General features: G+C 39.8%; 20 protein-coding genes. 9 read left to right on the top strand and 11 right to left on the bottom strand.

Features of this window, described 5'->3' with window-relative positions; translation table 11 throughout:
- Nucleotides 1-4: 4 nt before the first annotated feature.
- Nucleotides 5-913, bottom strand: coding sequence for a type II secretion system protein GspC (gspC, locus tag BTO22_RS19610; RefSeq protein WP_105056940.1), 909 nt, complete (start codon nt 911-913; stop codon nt 5-7).
- A 279-nt stretch (nt 914-1,192) separates the two neighbouring features.
- Between gspC and hslR the strand changes: the two genes are divergently transcribed.
- From hslR to BTO22_RS19590, 4 genes are all read left to right on the top strand, one after another.
- Entirely contained in the window at nt 1,193-1,594 is a 402-nt protein-coding gene (hslR, locus tag BTO22_RS19605) for a ribosome-associated heat shock protein Hsp15 (protein ID WP_105056939.1), read from the top strand.
- Between the two features lie 94 nt (nt 1,595-1,688).
- Entirely contained in the window at nt 1,689-2,564 is an 876-nt protein-coding gene (hslO, locus tag BTO22_RS19600) for an Hsp33 family molecular chaperone HslO (RefSeq protein WP_105056938.1), read from the top strand.
- Between the two features lie 338 nt (nt 2,565-2,902).
- The gene (pckA, locus tag BTO22_RS19595) at nt 2,903-4,528 is read left to right on the top strand and encodes a phosphoenolpyruvate carboxykinase (ATP) (RefSeq protein ID WP_105056937.1); all 1,626 of its coding nucleotides are present in this window, start codon (nt 2,903-2,905) and stop codon (nt 4,526-4,528) included.
- A 178-nt stretch (nt 4,529-4,706) separates the two neighbouring features.
- Nucleotides 4,707-6,677 (top strand): AsmA family protein, encoded by a 1,971-nt coding sequence (locus tag BTO22_RS19590; RefSeq protein WP_105056936.1) that lies wholly within the window; start codon nt 4,707-4,709, stop codon nt 6,675-6,677.
- 78 nt (nt 6,678-6,755) lie between these two features.
- On the opposite strand, the gene BTO22_RS19585 is transcribed toward BTO22_RS19590, so the two are convergent.
- Nucleotides 6,756-7,973: an EAL and HDOD domain-containing protein gene (locus BTO22_RS19585; protein WP_105056935.1), complete on the bottom strand. Its 1,218-nt coding sequence runs from the start codon at nt 7,971-7,973 to the stop codon at nt 6,756-6,758.
- Nucleotides 7,974-8,218: 245 nt separating this feature from the next.
- Here BTO22_RS19585 and BTO22_RS19580 point away from each other — a divergent pair, with 245 nt between their 5' ends.
- Together BTO22_RS19580 and BTO22_RS19575 are read left to right on the top strand one after the other, a co-directional pair.
- Nucleotides 8,219-9,184 carry an alpha/beta fold hydrolase gene (locus BTO22_RS19580; protein WP_105056934.1) on the top strand — a complete coding sequence of 322 codons (966 nt, stop codon included), beginning with the start codon at nt 8,219-8,221 and terminating at the stop codon, nt 9,182-9,184.
- Nucleotides 9,185-9,325: 141 nt separating this feature from the next.
- Nucleotides 9,326-10,123, top strand: a complete 798-nt coding sequence (locus BTO22_RS19575) for a Cof-type HAD-IIB family hydrolase (RefSeq protein WP_105056933.1) — start codon at nt 9,326-9,328, stop codon at nt 10,121-10,123.
- A 170-nt stretch (nt 10,124-10,293) separates the two neighbouring features.
- On the opposite strand, the gene xerC is transcribed toward BTO22_RS19575, so the two are convergent.
- The 5 genes from xerC to lptM all read right to left on the bottom strand — a co-directional run bounded on the left by xerC (nt 10,294) and on the right by lptM (nt 14,246).
- Entirely contained in the window at nt 10,294-11,205 is a 912-nt protein-coding gene (gene xerC, locus BTO22_RS19570) for a tyrosine recombinase XerC (RefSeq protein WP_060994020.1), read from the bottom strand.
- Nucleotides 11,198-11,899, bottom strand: a complete 702-nt coding sequence (locus tag BTO22_RS19565; protein WP_105056932.1) for a DUF484 family protein — start codon at nt 11,897-11,899, stop codon at nt 11,198-11,200. The genes xerC and BTO22_RS19565 overlap by 8 nt, the downstream gene beginning before the upstream one ends.
- Entirely contained in the window at nt 11,896-12,726 is an 831-nt protein-coding gene (dapF, locus tag BTO22_RS19560; protein WP_105056931.1) for a diaminopimelate epimerase, read from the bottom strand. Before dapF ends, BTO22_RS19565 begins: the two co-directional genes overlap by 4 nt.
- Nucleotides 12,727-12,804: 78 nt before the next feature.
- The gene (lysA, locus tag BTO22_RS19555; RefSeq protein WP_105056930.1) at nt 12,805-14,058 is read right to left on the bottom strand and encodes a diaminopimelate decarboxylase; all 1,254 of its coding nucleotides are present in this window, start codon (nt 14,056-14,058) and stop codon (nt 12,805-12,807) included.
- Between the two features lie 68 nt (nt 14,059-14,126).
- Nucleotides 14,127-14,246, bottom strand: coding sequence for an LPS translocon maturation chaperone LptM (gene lptM / locus BTO22_RS19550; RefSeq protein WP_105056929.1), 120 nt, complete (start codon nt 14,244-14,246; stop codon nt 14,127-14,129).
- An 81-nt stretch (nt 14,247-14,327) separates the two neighbouring features.
- On the opposite strand from lptM, the gene cyaY reads away from it, so the two are divergent.
- Nucleotides 14,328-14,642 carry an iron donor protein CyaY gene (gene cyaY, locus BTO22_RS19545; protein WP_105056928.1) on the top strand — a complete coding sequence of 105 codons (315 nt, stop codon included), beginning with the start codon at nt 14,328-14,330 and terminating at the stop codon, nt 14,640-14,642.
- Between the two features lie 134 nt (nt 14,643-14,776).
- Here cyaY and prlC read toward each other — a convergent pair whose 3' ends face one another.
- Nucleotides 14,777-16,819 carry an oligopeptidase A gene (gene prlC, locus BTO22_RS19540; RefSeq protein ID WP_105056927.1) on the bottom strand — a complete coding sequence of 681 codons (2,043 nt, stop codon included), beginning with the start codon at nt 16,817-16,819 and terminating at the stop codon, nt 14,777-14,779.
- 152 nt (nt 16,820-16,971) lie between these two features.
- Here prlC and BTO22_RS19535 point away from each other — a divergent pair, with 152 nt between their 5' ends.
- Both BTO22_RS19535 and gorA read left to right on the top strand, forming a co-directional pair.
- Nucleotides 16,972-17,811, top strand: coding sequence for a 23S rRNA (adenine(2030)-N(6))-methyltransferase RlmJ (locus BTO22_RS19535; protein WP_105056926.1), 840 nt, complete (start codon nt 16,972-16,974; stop codon nt 17,809-17,811).
- Nucleotides 17,812-18,006: 195 nt separating this feature from the next.
- On the top strand, nt 18,007-19,362 hold the full coding sequence (gorA, locus tag BTO22_RS19530) for a glutathione-disulfide reductase (protein WP_105056925.1): 1,356 nt from the start codon (nt 18,007-18,009) through the stop codon (nt 19,360-19,362).
- Between the two features lie 98 nt (nt 19,363-19,460).
- On the opposite strand, the gene BTO22_RS19525 is transcribed toward gorA, so the two are convergent.
- From BTO22_RS19525 to BTO22_RS19515, 3 genes are read right to left on the bottom strand one after another with little or no spacing between them, the layout of a single operon-like run.
- The gene (locus BTO22_RS19525) at nt 19,461-20,189 is read right to left on the bottom strand and encodes a DsbA family protein (protein ID WP_105056924.1); all 729 of its coding nucleotides are present in this window, start codon (nt 20,187-20,189) and stop codon (nt 19,461-19,463) included.
- 22 nt (nt 20,190-20,211) lie between these two features.
- Nucleotides 20,212-20,709 (bottom strand): protein disulfide oxidoreductase, encoded by a 498-nt coding sequence (locus BTO22_RS19520; RefSeq protein WP_061030533.1) that lies wholly within the window; start codon nt 20,707-20,709, stop codon nt 20,212-20,214.
- Entirely contained in the window at nt 20,709-22,805 is a 2,097-nt protein-coding gene (locus tag BTO22_RS19515; protein WP_105056922.1) for a protein-disulfide reductase DsbD family protein, read from the bottom strand. The genes BTO22_RS19520 and BTO22_RS19515 overlap by 1 nt, the downstream gene beginning before the upstream one ends.
- Between the last annotated feature and the right edge of the window lie 42 nt (nt 22,806-22,847).

The following is a 22,847-nucleotide window of genomic DNA, read 5'->3' as shown; positions in this document are numbered from 1 at the left end:
CCAGTTATAAACCGATAAAGATGTCATGTAGTTGTCCGTCACGTTGAACGGTTAAATTAAGCTCTGTCATTTCTGACATATTTTTCCACAATGCACTCATTGCAGCAGGATCGGTTAAATCAATCCCGTTTAAACTTGTTGCGATATCACCCGGCTTCAGACCCACCGAATCAAATAATTTTCTATCTTTACCTGGATTAACTCGGTAACCTTCAATTTTCCCATTATTACTCACTTGAGAAAGGCGAATATATTTCAAGATTGATTGAGGGTTTTTCGCCATCTCTTGACGAATTGTATCTAATTCATCTTGATCTGAATTCTGACGATTATTCCCTAATACCGTACCAGAACTACCAGTACGATTTTGTTCTACCGAAATTTTGGTGTACTCAACACCCTCAAGCATCAATGTTTCATCACGTCCATTATTTGAAATAATAATACGATCGGCACTAATCGCTTTTACTGTTGCTCTTGTTCCATCAATCATTTCATCAATACCGTACGTGTTTTGTTTACCTCGATTCGCGATAACAGCTAAACTCAATTTTGAATTAGAGCTGGCTACCACACCAGATAAAGTCAAGTTCAGTTTGGTTTTAGGTGCGTCTTTTACTTCAACAACCTTTGGCTGCTCTACTGTTTTTTCAGGATTAAACTGCCCAAAAACTTGGCCGTTTAATAAACCAGACAAAGAATCATCATTGCTTTTCTTTGGTGACCCGTTAATAGCGACCGCTTTCGGTGTCCATTGAGAAACCGATGTCTGTGGGGCTAATATCGACCAAAAAAGAGAACCACAGATCCACGCAAAGCAAGCCACTAACATAACCGTTAAGCCTTTTGAAATTGCAGATTGATATGTTGACCAATATTGAGAAACTTTTTCGATTTTCATATTAGCTATCATGTAGGTACTGATCTTCCTTTTCTGTCTCACAGAGCAATTAAATATCTGATGTATTTATGAATTATAAAATAACCCGGCATAATTTCCGCAAATGATGCCGATTTCTTAAATTCCTCGCAGCCATATCACGTAATTTAAGCAGATGACCTTGTATTAGAGCATTATTTCTCATTAATGACTCTAGTTGCTTATCAATTTTGATTAATTCACCTCAAAAGATTGAAAAAAATTTTACTAACACCATCTTAATAAGCAGAGATAAGACATTAGGTACCCATAATGAGTTCAAAATCCAATACTAGCGATGGTATCAGGCTCGACAAATGGCTCTGGGCGGCTCGTTTTTACAAGACTCGTTCTATTGCTCGTAATATGGTTGATGGCGGGAAAGTTCATTATAATGGACAACGTGCAAAACCAAGTAAATTAGTTGAAGTAGGCGCTGAGGTAAAACTTCGCCAAGGCAATAACGAAGAAATCGTCGTGATCATTGAGATCCTATCCGATCAACGCCGTGGCGCTCCTGTTGCACAAACTCTTTACAAAGAAACACAAAATAGTATTGAGCACCGTGAAGAAAACGCGAAATTACGCAAGCTCAATTCACTTGGTAGCCCGCACCCAGATAAACGTCCTGATAAGAAGCAGCGACGTGATATTATGAAGTTTAAACAGCAATAGACTTGTCTTTCTGTTTCATCCCTTATTTATACCGGTTGTCTTCGCTATACTATAAGTAACGACAACCCCTCTAATACAATTGCTGGAGTATTTCATGGCAAATAACACACTGCATCGCTACCTATTTGAAGATTTATCAGTTCGTGGTGAATTGGTTCAACTAGATGATGCTTACCAACAAATTATTTCTAGCAAGGAATACCCAAAAGCAGTTCAGAATTTATTGGGTGAGCTATTAGTTGCAACGACGCTATTAACTGCGACATTAAAATTTGAAGGATCTATTACTCTTCAACTTCAAGGTGATGGTCCTGTATCACTGGCTGTTATCAATGGCGATAACGATCAAAAAGTTCGTGGCGTAGCTCGCTTTGAGGGTGATATTGCTGACGATGCTACCTTGCACCAATTAATGGGTAAAGGTTACTTGGTTATCACGATCTCTCCAAAAGATGGTGAGCGTTACCAAGGTGTTGTTGCTCTTGATGGCAAAGATTTAGCAGCTTGTTTTGAAGGCTATTTTGAGCGTTCAGAACAATTAAAAACTCGTCTATGGTTACGCCTTGGTGAATTTGAAGGTAAACCTCATGCAGCAGGTATGCTTCTTCAAGTCATGCCTGACGGCACAGGTTCTGCTGATGACTTTGAACATTTAGAGCAATTGACAGATACCATTAAAAACGAAGAGCTATTTGGCCTAGAAGCTGAAGATGTTCTATACCGTTTATATAATCAAGATAAAGTACAACTTTTTGAACCTCAAACTGTTGAGTTTTTCTGTGGCTGTTCTCGTGAGCGCAGTGCAGGTGCAATCGTAACAATTGAACGTGCTGAAGTTGATGATATTGTAAAAACAGAAGGCAAAGTATCTCTTCATTGTGACTACTGTGGCACAAGCTACGATTTTGATAGCATTGATGTTGCCAACATATTCGAAGAAGCAACAAAAGGTAATGACACCGTTCATTAATTTACTGCATAGAATAAGTTGTAGAAATGTTACAAAAGCCAGCCATTAGGTTGGCTTTTTTTATAACTAAATTTGATATAAACCACGTTTTTAATTCCACTTATCCACACTTAATTTTGCTTAAATAATAATCAATTACATCTAGCGCAATCGATTTCTTTAAGAGTAGAATAGGGCAATTGCTATTTTGTGATGCTGATTAAATAACCACTACTACTTTGTGGTTAATTTATGATTTATCTCCCTGTTTTCAATTTACCGCATTGATAGCATGTTTAGCAGACAATAAATAATTACAAAATATTAAAATCCCTACAAAATTCCTTTAAGGAGCACCTATGACTGTTATGGAACACAAAAAGGCTGCACAACTTGATCTTACTCAACATGGCCTAACTGGCGTTACTGACGTTCTTCGTAACCCAAGCTATGACCAATTGTTTGAAGAAGAGACCCGTCCAGACCTAGAAGGTTATGAGCGCGGTGTAATGACTGAGCTTGGCTCGGTTGCGGTAGATACTGGTATTTTTACTGGCCGTTCACCAAAAGATAAATACATCGTAAAAGATGAGACAACTAAAGATACATTATGGTGGTCTGATCAAGGTAAAAACGACAATAAAGCTATCACACCTGCAGTCTGGGATGATCTAAAAGCCCTAGTAACAGAGCAACTCTCTGGTAAGCGTCTATTTGTTATTGACGGTTACTGTGGTGCAAACCCTGATACTCGCTTAAGTGTCCGAGTTATTACTGAAGTTGCATGGCAAGCACACTTCGTAAAAAACATGTTCATTCGTCCAACAGAAGAAGAGCTAGCAACGTTTGAACCTGATTTTGTGGTAATGAACGGCGCGAAAGTCACAAACCCTAATTACGAAGCACAAGGCCTAAACTCTGAAAACTTTGTTGCCTTCAATCTAACAGAACGTGTTCAAATTATCGGTGGTACTTGGTACGGCGGTGAAATGAAAAAAGGCATGTTCGCAATGATGAACTACCTTCTTCCACTGAAAGGCATTGCCTCTATGCATTGTTCTGCCAATGTGGGTGAAGAAGGCGATGTCGCGGTATTCTTCGGTTTATCAGGCACAGGTAAAACAACGCTTTCAACCGACCCTAAACGCCAACTGATTGGTGATGATGAGCACGGTTGGGATGATGACGGTATCTTCAACTTTGAAGGTGGCTGTTACGCAAAAACAATTCGCCTATCTAAAGAAGCTGAACCAGATATCTACAATGCAATCCGCCGCGATGCACTACTAGAAAATGTAACCGTTCGTAGCGATGGCACGATTGATTTTGATGATGGTTCAAAAACAGAAAACACGCGTGTTTCTTACCCAATTTATCACATTGATAATATTGTTAAGCCAGTGTCAAAAGCAGGCCATGCAAATAAAGTTATTTTCTTAACGGCTGATGCATTTGGTGTTTTACCGCCTGTTGCGAAATTGACGCCAGAACAAACTAAATACCACTTCTTGTCGGGCTTTACTGCTAAATTAGCGGGTACAGAACGTGGTATTACTGAACCAACACCAACATTCTCTGCAGCATTTGGCGCAGCGTTCTTAACGCTACACCCAACACAATATGCAGAAGTATTAGTTAAGCGTATGGAAGCGGTTGGCGCAGAAGCGTATATCGTCAATACAGGTTGGAACGGTACGGGTAAACGTATCTCTATTCAAGATACTCGTGCCATCATTGATGCAATCTTAGATGGATCAATTGACCACGCTAAGACGAAAAATATCCCAGTGTTTAACTTTGAAGTCCCAACCTCATTACCAGGTGTTGATACTTCGATTCTAGACCCTCGTGATACTTACACTGACCCTCTACAGTGGGACAGTAAAGCTGAAGATCTTGCACAACGATTCATCAAAAACTTTGCTCAATACACAGATAACGATGAAGGTAAGGCGCTTGTGAAAGCAGGCCCTCAACTTGACTAACCCAAGTTAATACCTCGATAAATTCAAGCCCTTCGATAACGAAGGGCTTTTTTTATTCTATTTGATCCCTATCTTGCTTTCAAAACAGTGATTACCTTTAAGTAAAACATTACAATAACTTGATTGAATCTCACTTTTAATCCACTCTTTCTATTCTTATTTCTTTCTGGAGTTAACAATGTATACCACGCTGAAAAGCCTTGGTTGGTTTATTACTTTCTTCCTACTACTTGTGGTCGCATTCTTATCCCTTTTGCATACTCCTTATGCGCAACCATTATTAAACCCATTAGTTGAAAAATTATCAGATCAAAAAATCTCTTTTGGTGAGCTTAATTACTCAATTCAAGATCCTCTTCACCTTACTCTGTCAGAAGTCACTATCCGCACTGAGAATGAATTGTTCGTACAGCATGTTGATTTTTGGCTTTCTCAGCACCCTATCCAACAAGGTAAGTTAGCATTTAATAGCATTAAAATTGATGGCTTAAGTTTACAAAATGGATTACCAAAAACAGAGCATCTCGATTGGATTTCTATTGCCCAGTTAAGCATCTCTAATTTAGACTTTGCCAATGACGACTTAGTTATTCGTGACGCACAAGTCCAACTCACCAATTGGTCTGTTGAACAAGAAAAAACAGTGCCATTTGAAGGTGATTTCCAATTTTCAACTCAACAACTATATTGGCAGGGTGAAGCCCTTGACGATGTGTTAATTGATGGTTATTACAGTGAAAATTACACTGCATTACATGGAATATCACTCACTTGGCGTGACAGTACTATCACAGCTCAAGCTGAGCTGAAAGACAACAAACTATGGGTTATCCCTCAATTCACTCTGCGAAAATTTAATTTAGAATCTGACAATGCAGACATTATCGGTAAACCATTGGAATGGCTTACTAAGCAAAACTTCACCTATCAATTTGAACGAATTGATCTGTTAGATATTAATATTGAACTCCCTCAATTCTCGGTAAATAATTTAAGTTTATCTGCGGAGAATGTGTTGCTGCCTTACCATTTATGGCAACAAAGTAATGCGAATATTTCTTTTAATGCAGATAGCTTAGTATGGAATGAGCGCATCATTGAAAAGCCTATTTTCAACCTAATGTTAAATGGTAAAGAAGCCAATATCTCAACACTTTCTTTTGATATTTTTGATGGAAATGTTCAACTTGAAGGTAAAATATCTCCTACCGAAATTAACTTAAAATCATTGACGTTAAGTCAAATAAAATGGTTACTTAGCGAAAGAGAAGTGTCCACTATTCAAAAATATATTAAACAACTTGAGCAAATTAAAATAGCGGAGCTGGACATTAATAACATTCAACTGATTCAACTTGATAATCAACACCCTTATCAAGTTTCAGGAGTTAATGCTGAAGGTCACGATCTCGATTTATTGCGCTATTATCAATGGGGATTATGGGATGGAAAATTATCTCTTAGTGCCTCTAACGCCAGCTTTAATTACCTATTAACTCAACAACTATTAATAGAAATGAACGCTGAAAATGGATTATGGACAATAGAGCGAGCACTTTTCCCTTTAGCTGAAGGACTTGTTGGATTAAATGGCAGTATTTATTTAACTCAAGATAGCCAACCCTGGCAATTAGAGGCTTATGGCGATGGCTTACCAATCAGTTACCTAACCACTTTTTTCCCAAATACTATACCTCTAGAAGGCGTTGCTGAATTTAACTTAAATGCGAATGGTCTTGCTGCTAATAGAGACAGTTTTAATTACAGCTTTAATGGTGAGTTAAATATTATTCCAAGAGAGATGACAACCACCAAAACAGCGAAAGAACTGTGGCAATTTAAACTAGGATTAACCCCTGACGAAGATCATCCTAATATTTCATCTAATGGCAATGACATTAATAAGGAAGTCTCTTCTATACATTATCCAATACAAGTGGAGCCAATTAAAATAGTGGCTAACAGAGGGCGAATTTCAATCACACCCATAACCATTATTGGTGACGGTTTTAATTACAACATTGAAGGTGATTACGATTTAGTCAATCCAGAAAACGCTCAAACCGTTACTTCTATCACTCAAGAGTGTCATCAGTTAGTACAGAAATTATTTTCTAAAGAAGTTCAAATCATCAATTATTGTCAGTAATCTTTAAAAAATTAGAAAACAAAAGCCCCATCAAACATTACGGTTGATGGGGCTTCGTTGTATTAAGTTAGAGTGACTTTATTTAACAAGAATCGCTTGATACCAATTTTCTGCCTCTTGGTATGTCTTTTCTACCGTCTTTGGAGAAAAACCAAGCAAACGACTTGTCTTATCAAGCTGAGTCCAATCACCAGACTTAATGCTTTCGTATAGCTTTAGCATTGATCCTAATAAACCTGCACGAAGTAATATTGCTTGTTCAATTTCATCCGTTAACGAAAGTTGTTCTAACACATCATCTAATTTCCGATCAAGCAAAGCATCAAGCAGTGAAAACAGACCAACAATAAATGCTTGCTGCCCTGGCGTTCCATTTTGGCAGCGACAAATCATTAATTCACAAAAACGACCTTTCACTAACGATTGTTTATACAATTCTTTCGGTTTATTAATTGCAGCGTGCGCGGTTGCTACTAAGGTCACAAACATTTTTATTTGTTCTTCACCTAAATAGACTAATGCCTGTTTAAATGACGAGATTGGTTTTTCAAGTCGTACAGAAGCGGTATTTACAAATTTCAGAAGCTGATACGACAATGACACGTCTTGAGCAATTAACTGTTCAATCCGAGCAAAGTTTACTTCTTCACGACACACTTCTTGAAACAGTTGCATCGTTAATACTTCTTCTGGCTTCACAACTCGATTTTTAATAATTTGTGGTTTACTAAAGAAGTAGCCTTGATAAAAATGAAAGCCTACTTGAAACGCTTTCTCAAACTCTTCATAAGTCTCTACGCGTTCAGCAAGATAATGACGCTTACAGCCTTGCTGTTTGTTCTTTTTCACATAATCACAAGCAACATCAATACCTAATTGCATAATGTCTAATTTAACGATGTGTGAATAAGGTAAGAATCTGTCCCACTCCGCATCCAAACTAAAGTCATCTAACGCAATAATATACCCCATTCGATGAAGGTGTTTAATCGCACTAAAAAGCTCATCATTAGGAATACAAGTTTCTAATACTTCAACGACAATTTTACGTTTAGGGAAAGCTGTAGGGACAAGAGAAATCAAAGACTCTTGAGGGAAATTTATAAAGCTACGAGGAGATTCTAATGCAGGGTTACTGCCCGCCGACATAAAGTTTTCAACTAATAATCGGCACGTAGCCTGATTCGCTTCCATATCTGGAAACGCATTAGTCTCACCATCACGAAAAAGTAACTCATACCCTATCGTCTGTTTTTTTCGATTAAGTATCGGTTGTCGGGCAACGTATGCATACATAACTTGAAAGCGGTATCCTGTGAAAATATATAGGTATGATAAATAATTATATCGGCTAATTACTTCGAATCTTGAGTAATTTAAATTAATGCCGACCTACTAAAAAAACATAGTAGTCTAATCAAATGAGTAAAAAAATGCGCTTGCTTAAGAACTGTGCAAGAACTTACCAAAATATGATACACATTTCACTATTGTTATTATAATAAGATTGAACCCGCATTCATAATCATGCAGTGAGCCCAATGAAAAAAAACGATTTCACCCAAGAAACAAACTACCTAGAAACAATAAAAAACCACATCACTCCTTTTTGGGAGAAGCGTCAGCATGGTTTTTACCAAGGTGAAAAAGAAACACAACTTCATTGGGTTAGCTTTACTAGCCCCACAAATCAGAAAGCCATTATGATCGTTAATGGCCGCATTGAAAGTGTTTATAAATACCAAGAGCTATTTTATGACCTCTTTTGCCAAGGTTATGACATTTATTCATTTGATCATCGTGGGCAAGGCTTATCTGATCGATTAACAGAAAACAGTGATATTGGTCATATCGAAGATTTTAATGATTATGTACTAGATCTCAACAATATGACTCACCATTTGATCACGCCTGAACATTATCAAGATTGCTATTTGTTGGGCCATTCCATGGGAGGCGCTATTGCCACTCAATACGTAGAAACTCATTCTCACCCATATTCAGCATTAGCGTTAAGCGCTCCAATGCATGGCATTCATATTGAACCTTGGTTAAAACCAATAGCAGGTACAGTCAGTCATTATTTAAGTCGTTGGGCTTCACACCCTACTTACGCATTAGGGCAAGAACCTTATCATGCGAAGCCTTTTTTAAATAATACACTGACAACAAGTGAGATCCGCTACCAATGGTTTAGAGAGCTATACGCCTTAAAACCAGAGCTGCAAATCGGTGGTCCAAGTAATCACTGGGTAAATCAAGGGTTAAAAGGGGCAAAACGTTGTATTAAACACGCGCCATCTTGTGTTATTCCAACTTTATTATTACAAGGGGAGAATGATCGTATCGTCGATAATAATGCGCACATCTCCTTCCAAAAAAAAGCGGCCAATTGTCAGCTAATTACAATTAAAGACGCAAAACACGAACTTCTGTTTGAATCAGATGCATGCCGAAATCAAGCGTTGAGCGAGATCCTCAGCTTTTTTTCTCAGCACACAAAATAATTAAAGCGTGACACCCCACCAAAGAAAAAAGAGGAAGGCTAATATTGTTATCTTTACCCTCTTTTTTCTTTATAAAGTCACGTAAACTAAATTCAATTAACTTCGAGTCTATTCTTTTCTTTTCCTTTCCTCTGAGGCTTTATGATTACTATTGTTGCATCTGATCTTGACGGCACACTGCTTACTCCTGAACACAAAATTGCTGATTTCACTAAAAAAACGCTAAATAAACTTCACCAACAAGACCTAACGTTTATTTTTGCTACTGGTCGCCACCACATTGATGTTGGTAATATTCGTAAAGATGTCGGCATCCCGGCTTACATGATAACTTCTAACGGCGCTCGTGTTCATGATGTCAACGACAATCTTATTTACAGTAAAAACCTTCCTGAAGCTTTTATTCCACAAGTACTAAATCTATTAAAAGACGATGAATCTTTATCTATTCATATGTACTCAGACGATAAATGGTTTATGCATAAAGAAGACGAAAGCCTAAAAGATTTTCATGATAATGGATTCACTTACACCTTATTTGATGCAAATAAACCACCAGTTGAAAATATCGCAAAAATCTTTGTAACTATGCCAGAGCATGACTACTTAGTAGAATATGAGACTAAGCTAAAAGCACAATTTGGTGATGAATTAATGGTAGCTTTCTCTACCCCTTGGTGTTTAGAGGTAATGGCCTCTGAAGTCTCAAAGGGCGCAGCATTAGAAGCGGTTGCTAAGTTACTTGGTAAAACGTTAGATAACTGCATCGCGTTTGGTGATGGCATGAATGACTATGAAATGTTGAGCATGGCAGGCAAAGGGATCGTGATGGGTACATCGCATGAGAAAGTAAAAAAAGCCCTGCCAAATAATGAAGTTATTGGCTCGTCTGCCGACGAAGCGGTTGCTCATTACTTAGAAAACCTACTATTAAAGTAAGCTTATAGCTCACTTGGTCCATCATAGGCCAAATAGTTAACTACTCTTTTAAAACAAGTAGTTATAAAAGTTTAAAGTGAAAACTATCAAACCTAAAAAAAGCCAGATACGTCATAATTCGCACCTGGCTTTTTTATGTTGCTCTCAATCTAAATAAGTAACTACCCAGATTATTTTTTCTTCGCTCTTGGGTGCGCTTGGTCATACGCTTGAGCAAGGTGCTGAAAATCTAAATGGGTATAAATTTGCGTAGTAGAAATATTTTCATGCCCAAGTAACTCTTGAACGGCACGTAAATTACCACTCGATTCAAGCATGTGAGTTGCAAATGAGTGACGTAATTTATGCGGACTAATATGACTATTAACCCCTTGTTTCATTCCCCATTCAGCCATTCGTTTTTGTACATTTCGATGCGAAATACGAACCCCTAATTTAGAGACAAACAATCCAGTTTCTTCCGGTTTAGCAAGCTGATTTCGAACTTGCAACCAATGCCCTAACCACTCTTTCGCCTGACCTGAAAAAGGAACTTTACGTTCTTTATCGCCTTTACCAATGACGCGTAATTCACCTTGGCGTAATTGAATATCACGAACATCAATGCCCACCAATTCAGCCAAACGTAAGCCTGCACCATACATTAGTTCCATCATGGCGCGATCACGAATAGATAATGGGTCATCTTCATTTACTTCGAGTAACTGCCCCATTTCATCAACATCGATATTTTTTGGTAATGGACGTGACTTACGAGGCGCTGAAACGCCTTTAGCTGGGTTTGCCGCTAATACGTTACGTAATACAAGAAAATCAAAAAAACTGCGCAGTGAAGATAACCGAGTAGATAAGCTACTCGCCTTTAATCCTTCTCGCATGCCTTTACTGGTAATTTGACGCACCCAACCCGCATCAACGTCTTGCCACGACTCAACACCTAACTCAACCAACTGCTCAGCAATCGTGGTGAGTTGGCGTTTATAACTACGCTGAGTATAAATACTTAAGCCTTTCTCATTACGTAAAAACTCATAAAAGGCATCAAGATGTTTTGAATACTGAAGAGGGAGTACATCACTCATGAGAAGATTTCGACCATTGCATTAATAAATAATGGAAAACACTAACCAGCTGTTCTAAAAATAAGGTATCCATATTAGGTTCGAAATGCCCACCATCACGACTAGCAAAAACCATAACCCCAATCGGTTGAGATTGACCTAATGGAAGAACCGCAAATGAACCTAATTCAGCACTTGATTGGTTTAGCCCACCATAGGCCAATAAGTTATCACGCTCTGCTTGACGCAAGCGCCCCAAATACGCAGAGTGTCCATTCAAAAACTTTTTAATAAAATTATCGAGTGCAGTTTTATCGACATGATACTTAGGATGAGAATGATCAATAATTTTAATATGTGCAGTTAAACCTAGAGAAAGTGCTTTCTGCTCAATAATTTTTACTGCTTGAGAAAAATCCTCACACGCGAGTAATTGTTTTTGTACATTCGAAAAATCGTGAAATAATCGATCATTCTTCGCAGCAAGTGACATAAGTTGAGTTATTTCTTCTTCTAAGTCACCGATACGATCACGCAATTTACTGACTTGTACTTCAACTAAAGAAACCACGCCTCGCTCAGGCGTGTCTACTTTAATTCGCCCAAGCAGCTCTGGATGCTGTTGAAAAAAATCCGGATGGTCCATTAAAAATTGAGCAACAACGTCTTCAGTAATCTGAGTTGGTTGCTGCTCTATTGGTGCGACATCATTCATATTGATAATTGACCATCATAAACATGAGCTGCAGGTCCTGTCATAAACAACGGATAACCCGGACCTTTCCATGAAATCTGTAAATCACCACCAGGTAAAGAAACTTTAACGTCTTCACCTAATAACTCTTGCATAATACCAATAGCAACAGCACCACACGCACCGCTGCCACACGCTTGAGTTTCACCGGCACCGCGCTCATAAACTCGTAATTTCACTTCATTAGGTGACACGATTTCCATAAAGCCTGCATTCACACGCTCAGGAAAACGATCATGACCTTCAACTAAGGGGCCGTATTTATCAACGTCATAGTTATCAACATCATCCACAACCGTGACACAGTGTGGGTTACCCATACTTACTGCACCACAGAAAAGTGTTTTATCGTCTGCTCGTAATAAATAGGTTTTCTCAGCTTGAGTTGCTTTAAATGGAATTTTATTTGGTTCAAATACTGGCTCACCCATGTTTACCGTTATTTGATCATCATCTTCCACTTTTAAGGTCATTTTGCCTTTTTTAGTGCTCACTGAAATGCTGATCTTATTGGTTAAGCCTTTCATTCGCACGAAACGTGCAAAACAGCGAGCGCCATTACCACATTGCTCTACTTCTGTACCATCGGCATTAAAAATACGGTAGTGGAAATCAGTTTCAGGATCATAGGGAGCTTCAACCACCAATAGCTGGTCAAAACCAATACCGCGGTTACGATCCGCTAAGCGACGAATTAAATCGGGTGAAAAGAAAATATTTTGAGTTAAGCAGTCAACCACCATAAAGTCATTGCCAAGCCCGTGCATTTTAGAAAAATGAAAGTGCATAGTTGTTCTTCTTTTTATATTTTTAGGTTGAATACCAAAAGAGCAAGTAACCTTCAGGTCCTTGCTCTTTAATCTAAGTTAACTTGGTAAGATGGATTCTAGCTCCCATAAAGAGCTTAACTCTTCTCGCTTACGAACGAGATGAACTTGGTCCCCATCGACCATAATTTCTGCGGCGCGAGTACGTGTATTATAGTTTGATGACATCACAAAACCATAGGCTCCAGATGAACGAACTGCAAGCAAGTCATCAGCTTCGAGAACTAAGTCACGATCTTTACCTAAAAAGTCACCCGTTTCACAAATAGGGCCAACTAAATCATAGCTTTGAGCGTCCCCCTCACGAGGTGCAACAGGCACGATATCTTGCCATGCTTGATATAACGCTGGACGCATTAAATCGTTCATTGCCGCATCAATAATGGCAAAGTTTTTGTGCTCTGTGTGCTTTAAGAATTCAACTTTAGTTACTAAAATACCTGCATTTGCTGCAATCGCACGGCCTGGTTCGAAAATCAGTTCAAGATCTTCACGACCAGCTAAACGACTTAATAGCGCTGTCGCATACTCTGATGGTTGTGGTGGTAATTCATCACGGTAAACAACGCCTAAGCCACCACCAACATCAAGGTGTCTAATATTCACACCCTGTGCTTTTAAATCATCAATCAAGGCAAGAAGACGATCAGTGGCATCGATGAACGGGGTAATATCCGTTAACTGAGAGCCAATATGACAATCAATGCCTTGAATATCTAAATTCGATAATGTTTGTGCAAACTTATACACTTCAGGAGCACGATCAAACGCAATACCGAACTTATTATCACGCAGTCCTGTCGAGATATAAGGGTGCGTTTTAGCATCAACATCGGGATTGATTCGTAATGAAATTGGCGCAATCACACCCATTTCAACAGCCACTGCATTTAGACGCTCAAGCTCTGGTTCAGATTCAACGTTAAAACATTTAATATTAAGCTCTAACGCTCGACGCATTTCAACGGCTGTTTTTCCAACCCCTGAAAATACAACTTTTGTTGGATCGCCACCCGCGGCAACAACGCGCTCAAGTTCACCTTGAGATACAATATCAAAACCAGAGCCTAGACGGGCAAGTGCATTCAACACACCAATATTTGAGTTTGCTTTAACGGCATAACACACAAGATGTGGTTGCTCACCAACAGAGCTATCAAACGCATTCCAGTGACGCTCTAATGTCGCACGAGAATACACATACAATGGCGTGCCATATTGCTCTGCTAACTGTGCAACAGGTAACTCTTCAGCCCAAAGTTGTCCATCATCCTTATAATTGAAATAATCCAATGTTATCTTCCTTGTCTAGTTCAGTGTTCATTAGCCAGTCATTACAAAATACACTGGCTACAAATAAATTATTCTGCTGCTTCTGTTTTTGGTGCATCATCCGCAGGCATATATAACGCCCCAGTTTGACCGCAACCGGCAAGTGCTAAGGCACTCAATAGCATTAACGCTATCACTCTTTTTTGCATAAGATTTTACCATTAGTGTTAATATCTGGTTATGCTCTCTATAATCGCACCACAGCCAAGAAAAGCAATAGGATAAATAAGATGAATAACACTGAATTTCACGAACTAGTTGATGAAAAACTGCAATTAATCGAAGATATGATTGATGAATCTGGTGCAGATATTGAACCAGTAATCACGGGTAACGTTCTAACACTAGAGTTTGAAAACCGCAGCCAAGTCGTGATCAACAAACAAGAACCAATGCACGAGATCTGGTTAGCATCAAAATCTGGCGGCTTCCATTTTGCTTATACTGATGAGAAATGGACATGTTCTAAGACGGGCATGGAGTTTATCGAGATGGTAAAAGAAGAGTGCCAGAAGCACGCAGATGAAGAGATTGAGTGGGCTTAATTAAGACGCCTGCGGCTTAAGAAGAAAATAAATTTTCTAAAGACGGGCTTCGCCCTTGAGAGTAAAGTCCTTCTCCAGAGCTTTGCTCGTCTCAAGGCGAAGCCGCCCTCAAGCAGCTTGCTGCGTCTTATCCCTTAAGCCCCTATACCCGCATGACGCAGCATCGCATCCACTTGTGGCTCACGGCCACGGAAGCGTTTAAACAATTCCATTGGCTCTTCACTGCCGCCCATTTCAAGAATATTATTTAAGAAACTTTGACCTGTTTCCGTATTAAAAATACCTTCTTCTTCAAAACGAGAGAACGCATCTGCCGATAATACTTCTGCCCATAGATAGCTGTAATAACCCGCACCGTAACCACCTGCAAAAATATGGCTAAAGCTGTGAGAGAAACGGTTCCACTCAACACTTGGTAATACTGCGACTTTCGCTTTTACTTCAGCCAGCGTTTCTAATACTTTTGCACCTAAATCAGGATCGTAATTTGTGTGCAGCGTGAAATCGAACATACCGAACTCTAGCTGACGTAAAATAAACATCGCTGATTGAAAGTTTTTCGCCGCAAGCATTTTATCTAGCATCTCTTTTGGCAGTGGCTCACCCGTTTCATAGTGACCAGAAATAAACGCCAACGCTTCTTCTTCATAACACCAGTTTTCTAGGAACTGACTTGGTAGCTCAACCGCATCCCAAGGCACGCCATTGATACCAGACACTGACGCCACATCAATTTGCGTTAGCATGTGGTGAATACCATGACCAAATTCGTGGAATAAAGTAACCACTTCATCATGAGTAAACAGCGCTGGCTTACCACCAATAGGCTTACTGAAGTTACAGGTTAAGTACGCCACTGGCGTTTGCAGTTCACCATTTTCAGTAATACGACGCACACGACACTCGTCCATCCATGCGCCACCACGTTTGTGCTCACGCGCGTATAAATCTAAGTAAAAACTACCACGCAAGGTATTGGTAGAATCAAAGATATCAAAGAAACGCACTGACTCATGCCATACGTCAACGCCTTCACGTTCAACCACTGTCATACCAAATAGACGGTTTAAGACCTCAAATAGGCCAGATACTGCTTTTGATTCAGGGAAGTAAGGGCGTAGCTCTTCATCAGAGATTTGGTACAGCTTTTGTTTTAGCTTTTCAGAGTAATAAGTCACATCCCACAGATCTAACTCATCAATATCAAACTCTTCTTTTACAAAGGCTTTTAGCTCTTGTACTTCACGCTCGCCTTGTGGTTTCGCTTTCGCTGCTAAGTCATTTAAGAAACCCAGTACTTGCGTTGGGCTTTCCGCCATTTTGGTTGCTAATGACTTTTCACTGTAAGAAGCAAAACCTAATAGACGTGATACTTCATGACGAAGTTGCAACTCTTCAGAAATTAAATCGGTGTTATCCCATTTACCAGCATTTGGACCACGATCCGATGCGCGAGTAACGAACGCTTCATAAATTTCACGACGCAGTGGTTTATTATCAGCATAAGTCATGATCGGAATGTACGAGGGCATTTCTAGTGTTAGTAACCAACCGTCTAACTCTTTTGCTTCTGCCGCGGCTTTTGCTGCTGCCATTGCTGATTCTGGTAAACCTGATAATTCAGCTTCATCAGTAATGTGTTTTGACCAACCCATGGTTGCATCAAGCACATTATTGCTGAAATTTGAGCTTAATTCTGAAGTACGCTTACTGATCTCACCGTAGCGCTTTTGTTGATCAGCAGGTAAACCAATGCCTGATAATTCAAAATCACGCAGCTCATCAACAATGGTTTTTTGTTGAGCTTGAGATAGGGTTGCAAACGTCTCACTCTCTTTGATCGATTTATATGCTTCGTACAGTCCTTTATGTTGACCAACCCACGTGCCGTACTCAGATAACGCAGGTAAACACGCTTCATACGCTTCACGCAGTTCTTCACTATTTTGTACTGAGTTCAAATGGCTCACTGGTGACCAAATGCGACTTAGGCGATCATCGGTTTCTGCTAGAGGAATAATAATACTCTCCCAACTTGGAACAGCATCAGACGCTAATACGTCTTCCACTTTCGCGCGACAATCAGCAATGGCTTGTTCTACCGCTGGCTGAATGTGTTCAGGCTTAATTTGAGAAAACAACGGTAAGTCAGTAAAGGTAAGTAACGGGTTAGACATATTCATTCCTTTTCTATTTTTCGTTTTTAGGATCGGCTTATCCCTTAAAGATGGTGCTTAATGGATAAAATTTCAATGGTTGATGCAAGAGTAGACACATTGAGCTATAAACTTGGGTATAATCATGTGATTCCAATAGTGAGAGTTCATCCATGCTAAGTTATCGTCACAGTTTTCATGCAGGCAACCATGCCGATGTGGTTAAACACATTGTTCAAAGCCTTATCCTTAATTCATTAACACAAAAAGATAAGCCATTTGTTTATCACGACACCCACTCAGGGGTTGGTCGTTACGATTTAACGCATGAATGGTCTGAAAAAACAGGTGAATACAAGCAAGGTATCGCTCGCATTTGGGAGCAAACTGACCTTCCTGAAGAGATCACAAGCTACCTAAATGCCATCACTGAATTAAACGACGGTGAAGAGCTGCGTTATTACCCAGGCTCACCTCGTGTTGGTCATGCTCACCTGCGTCGTCAAGATCGTATGGTATTAACCGAGCTTCATCCTGCTGATCACCCTCTGCTTGAGCAAGAGTTCCACCGTGATCGCCAAGTGTCTATTTATAAAGAAGACGGCTTTGCACGATTAAAAGCAAGTCTTCCACCAAAAGAGCGCCGAGGATTAGTCCTAATCGACCCACCTTATGAGCTTGCAAAAGAATATTACGATGTCGTTAACGCTATTGGCCAAAGCCACAAGCGCTGGGCAACAGGCATTTATGCGATTTGGTATCCAGTGGTTAATCGTTGTGACATCGACGATATGATTAAAGGACTTAAAAAATTAGATATCCGTAACATTCTACAAATTGAGTTGGGTGTTTCTGCAGATACTAACGAGCGTGGCATGACAGCATCTGGCATGATCGTCATTAACCCACCGTGGAAATTAGAAAGCCAAATGAACACTATTTTGCCTTTCTTAAAAGAAGCAATTGCACCAGCAACAGGTCACTTTAAAGTTGAGTGGATTGTTCCAGAATAAAAAATAAGGGTTCAGGCCGGTCGCAAGCTCCCTCAAAGGATTCAGGAAAAGCAGATAGCATTGCTCAGTTTTATCTCCTTCCTGAAACCTGCAAGCGAAGCGACCTGAAACCTAATAGACCTTGAAAAAGAAAAATTTGGTCGCATTTCATACATAGTATGTAAAAAGAATTAAAAAATTATTGGAGAGAAAGTAATGGCTACGCATTTTGATTATATCTGTATCGGCGGTGGTTCTGGCGGTATCGCATCAGCAAACCGTGCGGCTATGCACGGCGCAAAAGTTGCTCTTATTGAAGCGCAAGAGCTTGGCGGCACTTGTGTAAACGTAGGTTGTGTTCCTAAGAAAGTGATGTGGCATGGTGCACAAGTTGCTGAAGCGATTAACTTATACGCTGAAGATTACGGCTTTGATGTTGAACTGAAAAAATTCAACTGGAGCAAAATGGTTGAAAACCGCCAAGCTTACATTGGTCGTATTCATGAATCTTACGATCGCGTTCTTGGTAACAATAAAATCAATGTAATTAAAGGTTTCGCTAAGTTTGTAGACGCAAACACTGTTGAAGTTAATGGCGAACACTACACTGCGGATCATATTCTTATTGCTGTTGGTGGTCGTCCATCAATCCCAAATATTCCAGGTGCTGAACACGGTATCGATTCAAACGGTTTCTTTGAACTAATGGAGCAACCAAAACGTGTTGCGGTTATTGGTGCAGGTTACATTGCGGTTGAAATCGCTGGTGTTCTTCATTCTCTAGGCACTGAAACTCACCTATTCTGCCGTAAAGAATCTCCTCTTCGTAGCTTTGACCCAATGATCATCGATACGCTAGTTGAAGTGATGAACACAGAAGGCCCAACTCTTCATACTCACTCTGTACCAAAAGAAGTAGTGAAAGAAGCGGATGGCAGCCTAACACTTCACCTAGAAAATGGTGAAACACAAAACGTTGATACGCTAATTTGGGCAATTGGTCGTCACCCTGCGACTGATGCTATCAACCTAGAAAAAACAGGCGTTGCTACTAACGATCGCGGTTACATCAAAGTTGATGAATACCAAGAAACTAACGTGAAAGGCATCTACTGTGTAGGTGACATCATGGAAGGCGGTATTGAGCTAACTCCTATCGCAGTTAAAGCGGGGCGTTTATTGTCTGAGCGTCTATTCAACGGTCAAACAAACGCAAAAATGGACTACACATTAGTTCCTACTGTTGTATTTAGCCACCCACCGATTGGCACGATTGGTCTTACTGAACAAGAAGCTGACGAGCAATACGGCAAAGACAACGTAAAAGTGTACACATCAGGCTTCACTGCAATGTACACAGCGGTAACTAAGCACCGTCAACCTTGTAAAATGAAACTAGTTTGTGCGGGTGAAGACGAGAAAGTCGTTGGCCTACACGGTATCGGTTTCACAGTTGATGAAATGATCCAAGGTTTTGCAGTAGCAATGAAGATGGGCGCAACTAAGGCTGATTTCGATGCAGTTGTTGCTATCCACCCAACAGGTTCTGAAGAATTTGTAACGATGCGATAGTCTATTTTTAGACTGTTTTAACGATAAAAAACGCCGCCAATAGTTAATATTGGCGGCGTTTTTGTTTTTAAATCACGGTAGACTCAATTCTAAAGTAACTATTTACCCGATTTTTCTGCGATTTTAGCTTCAACCATTGGCGCTAATTTTTCATAAGGTAAATATCCCGGAAGAAGTTGGCCATCGGTCAACATAGCAGGTGTCCCTCGCACACCTAAGTCCGTAAATAGTTGGTAGTTCTTCGCCACCATATCTTTCACTTCGTTATTAGTTGATACGTATTTTTCTGCACCATTTGCTTTAGCGACCTTCATAATAGAGCGCATATTGTGAATTCCAGGTTTACTTAATAAGGTTTCATTGATCTTATTAAATTTCTCAGGGCTTTCTTTCCATACTCTCATTGCAAAGGTTGCCGAGTTCGTCGGATTTGAACCCTCTTTAAGTGGCACATAAATGTTTATAACTTTAAGGTCATCAGGATGCTCATCGACCAATTTCATTAAAACTGGATCTAATTTTTTACACCACGGGCAACTTAAATCAGTTAACACCACAATAGTTAGCTTGGGATCTTTGGCACCAAACGACGGAAGGTCTGGATTGTTGTACATATAATCATGATAATCCGCCAATGTTTTTTGATAGTTACCTTGTTGAACAATATACATCGCTAAACTTTCATGAAGACTATCAATAATCGTAGGATTTCCTTTAAGCATCTCATTAATATCTTCAATTTTCTCTGACTGAGTCATTGCAGAAGCAAAAGGAGAAAATAAGCATGCCATTACCAGTGTTGTGATTAATTTCGTTTTAAATTTCATATTCATTGTCCAAATTTATTCGTTAAATAAGTGATAAGCGAGCAAGTAAGCCCGGAGGTGTTGTTATCCCCGTGGTGATATTTTTTATCTCGCCTTTATCGATAATGACGATCGTTGGGGTTACTCGAATACCCCACGTTCTTGAAATATCACCGTACGTATCATTAATGTTGGTGAAGGTATAATTATGAGATGCCATGTAGCCAGATACTCTTCTGTCTTCTCCTGAACTTGTACTTATTCCTACAACTTGATAAGAGTCACTGAACCAATTAATCGTTGGCGTCACAAATCGACACGCTGCACACCACGTCGCCCAAAAGTAAACGATGACTGGTTTCTTTTGACTCATAGCAATGACATCAATAACCTCTCCGGTAGCACTTATCCCCTCAAGAACAGGGGCGGTATTAACTGGCATATCTTTGGTTCTCCATGCATCAACAGCAATGCTAAGAACAATGATCACAACAAGATAAATAAGTGTCTCTTTACCCCAACGTTTCATTTTCTTTCTCATTACTGCTTACTTCCCGCTTTTTTAATCGCGTCCATAACGACTTTTTCATTCAAAATAACCGGAAGTTCGATGCCATTTGGCGCACTAGGGCCATAAACCACGTTAAATGGCACACCAAATCGGCCATGCTCTTGCAAATAAGTAGTAATCTCTTCACTAGGTACTGTCCAGTCTCCTTGCATAGCAATAACATTGGTGCTGTTTAACTCGCTATAAACCGGCTCTTGAAGCAACACTCCAATTTTGTTCGCCTTACACGTCACACACCAATCAGCGGTAACATCAACAAATACCACTTTCCCTTCATTGACATATTGCTGAATAGATTCACTCGATAAGGGGACCCATTGAGGTTCAGCAGGAAGGAGATCCGTTGAGGTCATACTGTCTATCACGGTGCCAAAACCAAACGTGACCGCAAATAAAATACTCAACCACCCCACCGCTTTTTTACTGTGAACTTGAACGGTTCTCAGTAAAATTACGCCTCCCGCTATCACTGCAATACCATAAATCCAAAGTTCAGGTAGATGATTAGAAAGTAAATTCAACAACCAAATACTGGTAACTAACATCATTCCACCAAAGAGATATTTCAGCTTACTCATCCATGGTCCGGGTTTTGGTAACGAAAGAGCTATAGATGGGAAGATAGCAACCAATATCCACGGAGACGCCATACCAAGCGCTAACGCGGTGAATATGCCATACATGGTTGGAATATTTGTTGCTAAAGCAAAAGCAACGGCTGTACCTAAGAAAGGCGCAGAGCAAGGAGTAGAAAGTAAGGTAGCAAACATTCCTTGAATAAAGTGACCAAAATAGGAGTTATTCCCTTTTGATGCTATCCAAGTATTGGTATTTGATGATAATCGGATTTCAAATAAGCTCAGCATATTGGCACCAAATAGCACCGTAATTAGAGCCATAATGCCAATAAACCACGCACTCTGAAATTGAATCCCCCACCCAATGGCACTCCCCGATAACTTGAGCACAACTAAGAAAGAGGCAAGAAGCCAAAAAGAGAAAATAATCCCACTTGCAGAAGCTAAAAACTGCAATTTAATCTGTTTTTTCTCAAGGCCTTGAGCTGAAATAACACTACTTAACTTCATTCCCAGTACAGGGAATACACATGGCATTACGTTTAAAAGTAAACCTCCAAATAAAGCAAATAGAATCATTTTTACGATGGATTGGAGTCCATTACTGCTTGTGATCATTCCATCAGCAATACTTGCAGGTTGTTCAGCAATGAATTCCTTATCTTTTAAGGTAACACTGATATCTTCACCGGTTAGGTCGGGGGTACCCATCCAACTACTCACATCAAAAGTTGCGGTAATATTATCGCCATCCACATCAATCTTTGGACGGGAGAAATTATCATCCTGCATTTCATCGGAAGGGCCATCAACCAAGACATCAGGCGCAATCCATCCCATTTTTTTGGTTGCTGTAACCTGAAGCTGCATTTTTGTCGCATCCCACACCGCTTTCACATCGCTGATCAATGCCGATTCTTTCGGAACCTGACTTAGCCCTTGGGCATAAACGTGCATCGCTTCTTTAGAAAGCGTTAAATCGGTAGGAGTGAACGTCAGTTCAAATGGATAGTCAGTCAGTACGCAGATAGTGGTACAAGATGACAAGGTGAGATCAGCCTTAAAAGTAACTGGCTTATTGAGGTCGTCAATATGGAGCGTCATCGGAAAAATAACACTTCCTTTATAACCTAAGGTTTCAATACCAAGTAGGTCGAAACGTTTTGGGTAAGGCCAATACCAATCAATATTACGGATATTTTGAGAGTCATCCCAATCCATACTAGGGGCTATTCCCCCTTCGCCAGGGCTTCTCCAATAGGTTTTCCAATCGCCCGAAAGACGAATTTCTAAGAATCCAGCAACGGTTTGATCAACTTTATTGATTTGCCCTGTAAGAACAAAACGAGTTTCAATCGGGGTATGATTTGGGTTTTTAAGCCACCCAGTATTCGGAGTTTCTGCTTGAGCAACGGATATAAATACGCTGCACAGCATCGCGAATAGCCCAAAGAGGACTATACGTGCTGTCATTACTGATTTTTGCATTTGTGTTTCCTTTAAAAAATAAATATACGTCGAATGTCGATA

The organism is Aliivibrio sifiae (assembly GCF_002954705.1).
Taxonomy (GTDB): Bacteria; Pseudomonadota; Gammaproteobacteria; order Enterobacterales; family Vibrionaceae; genus Aliivibrio; species Aliivibrio sifiae_A.
The sequence above is the reverse complement of the archived record's forward strand: the minus strand, read 5'-3'. Positions and strand labels throughout refer to the sequence as shown.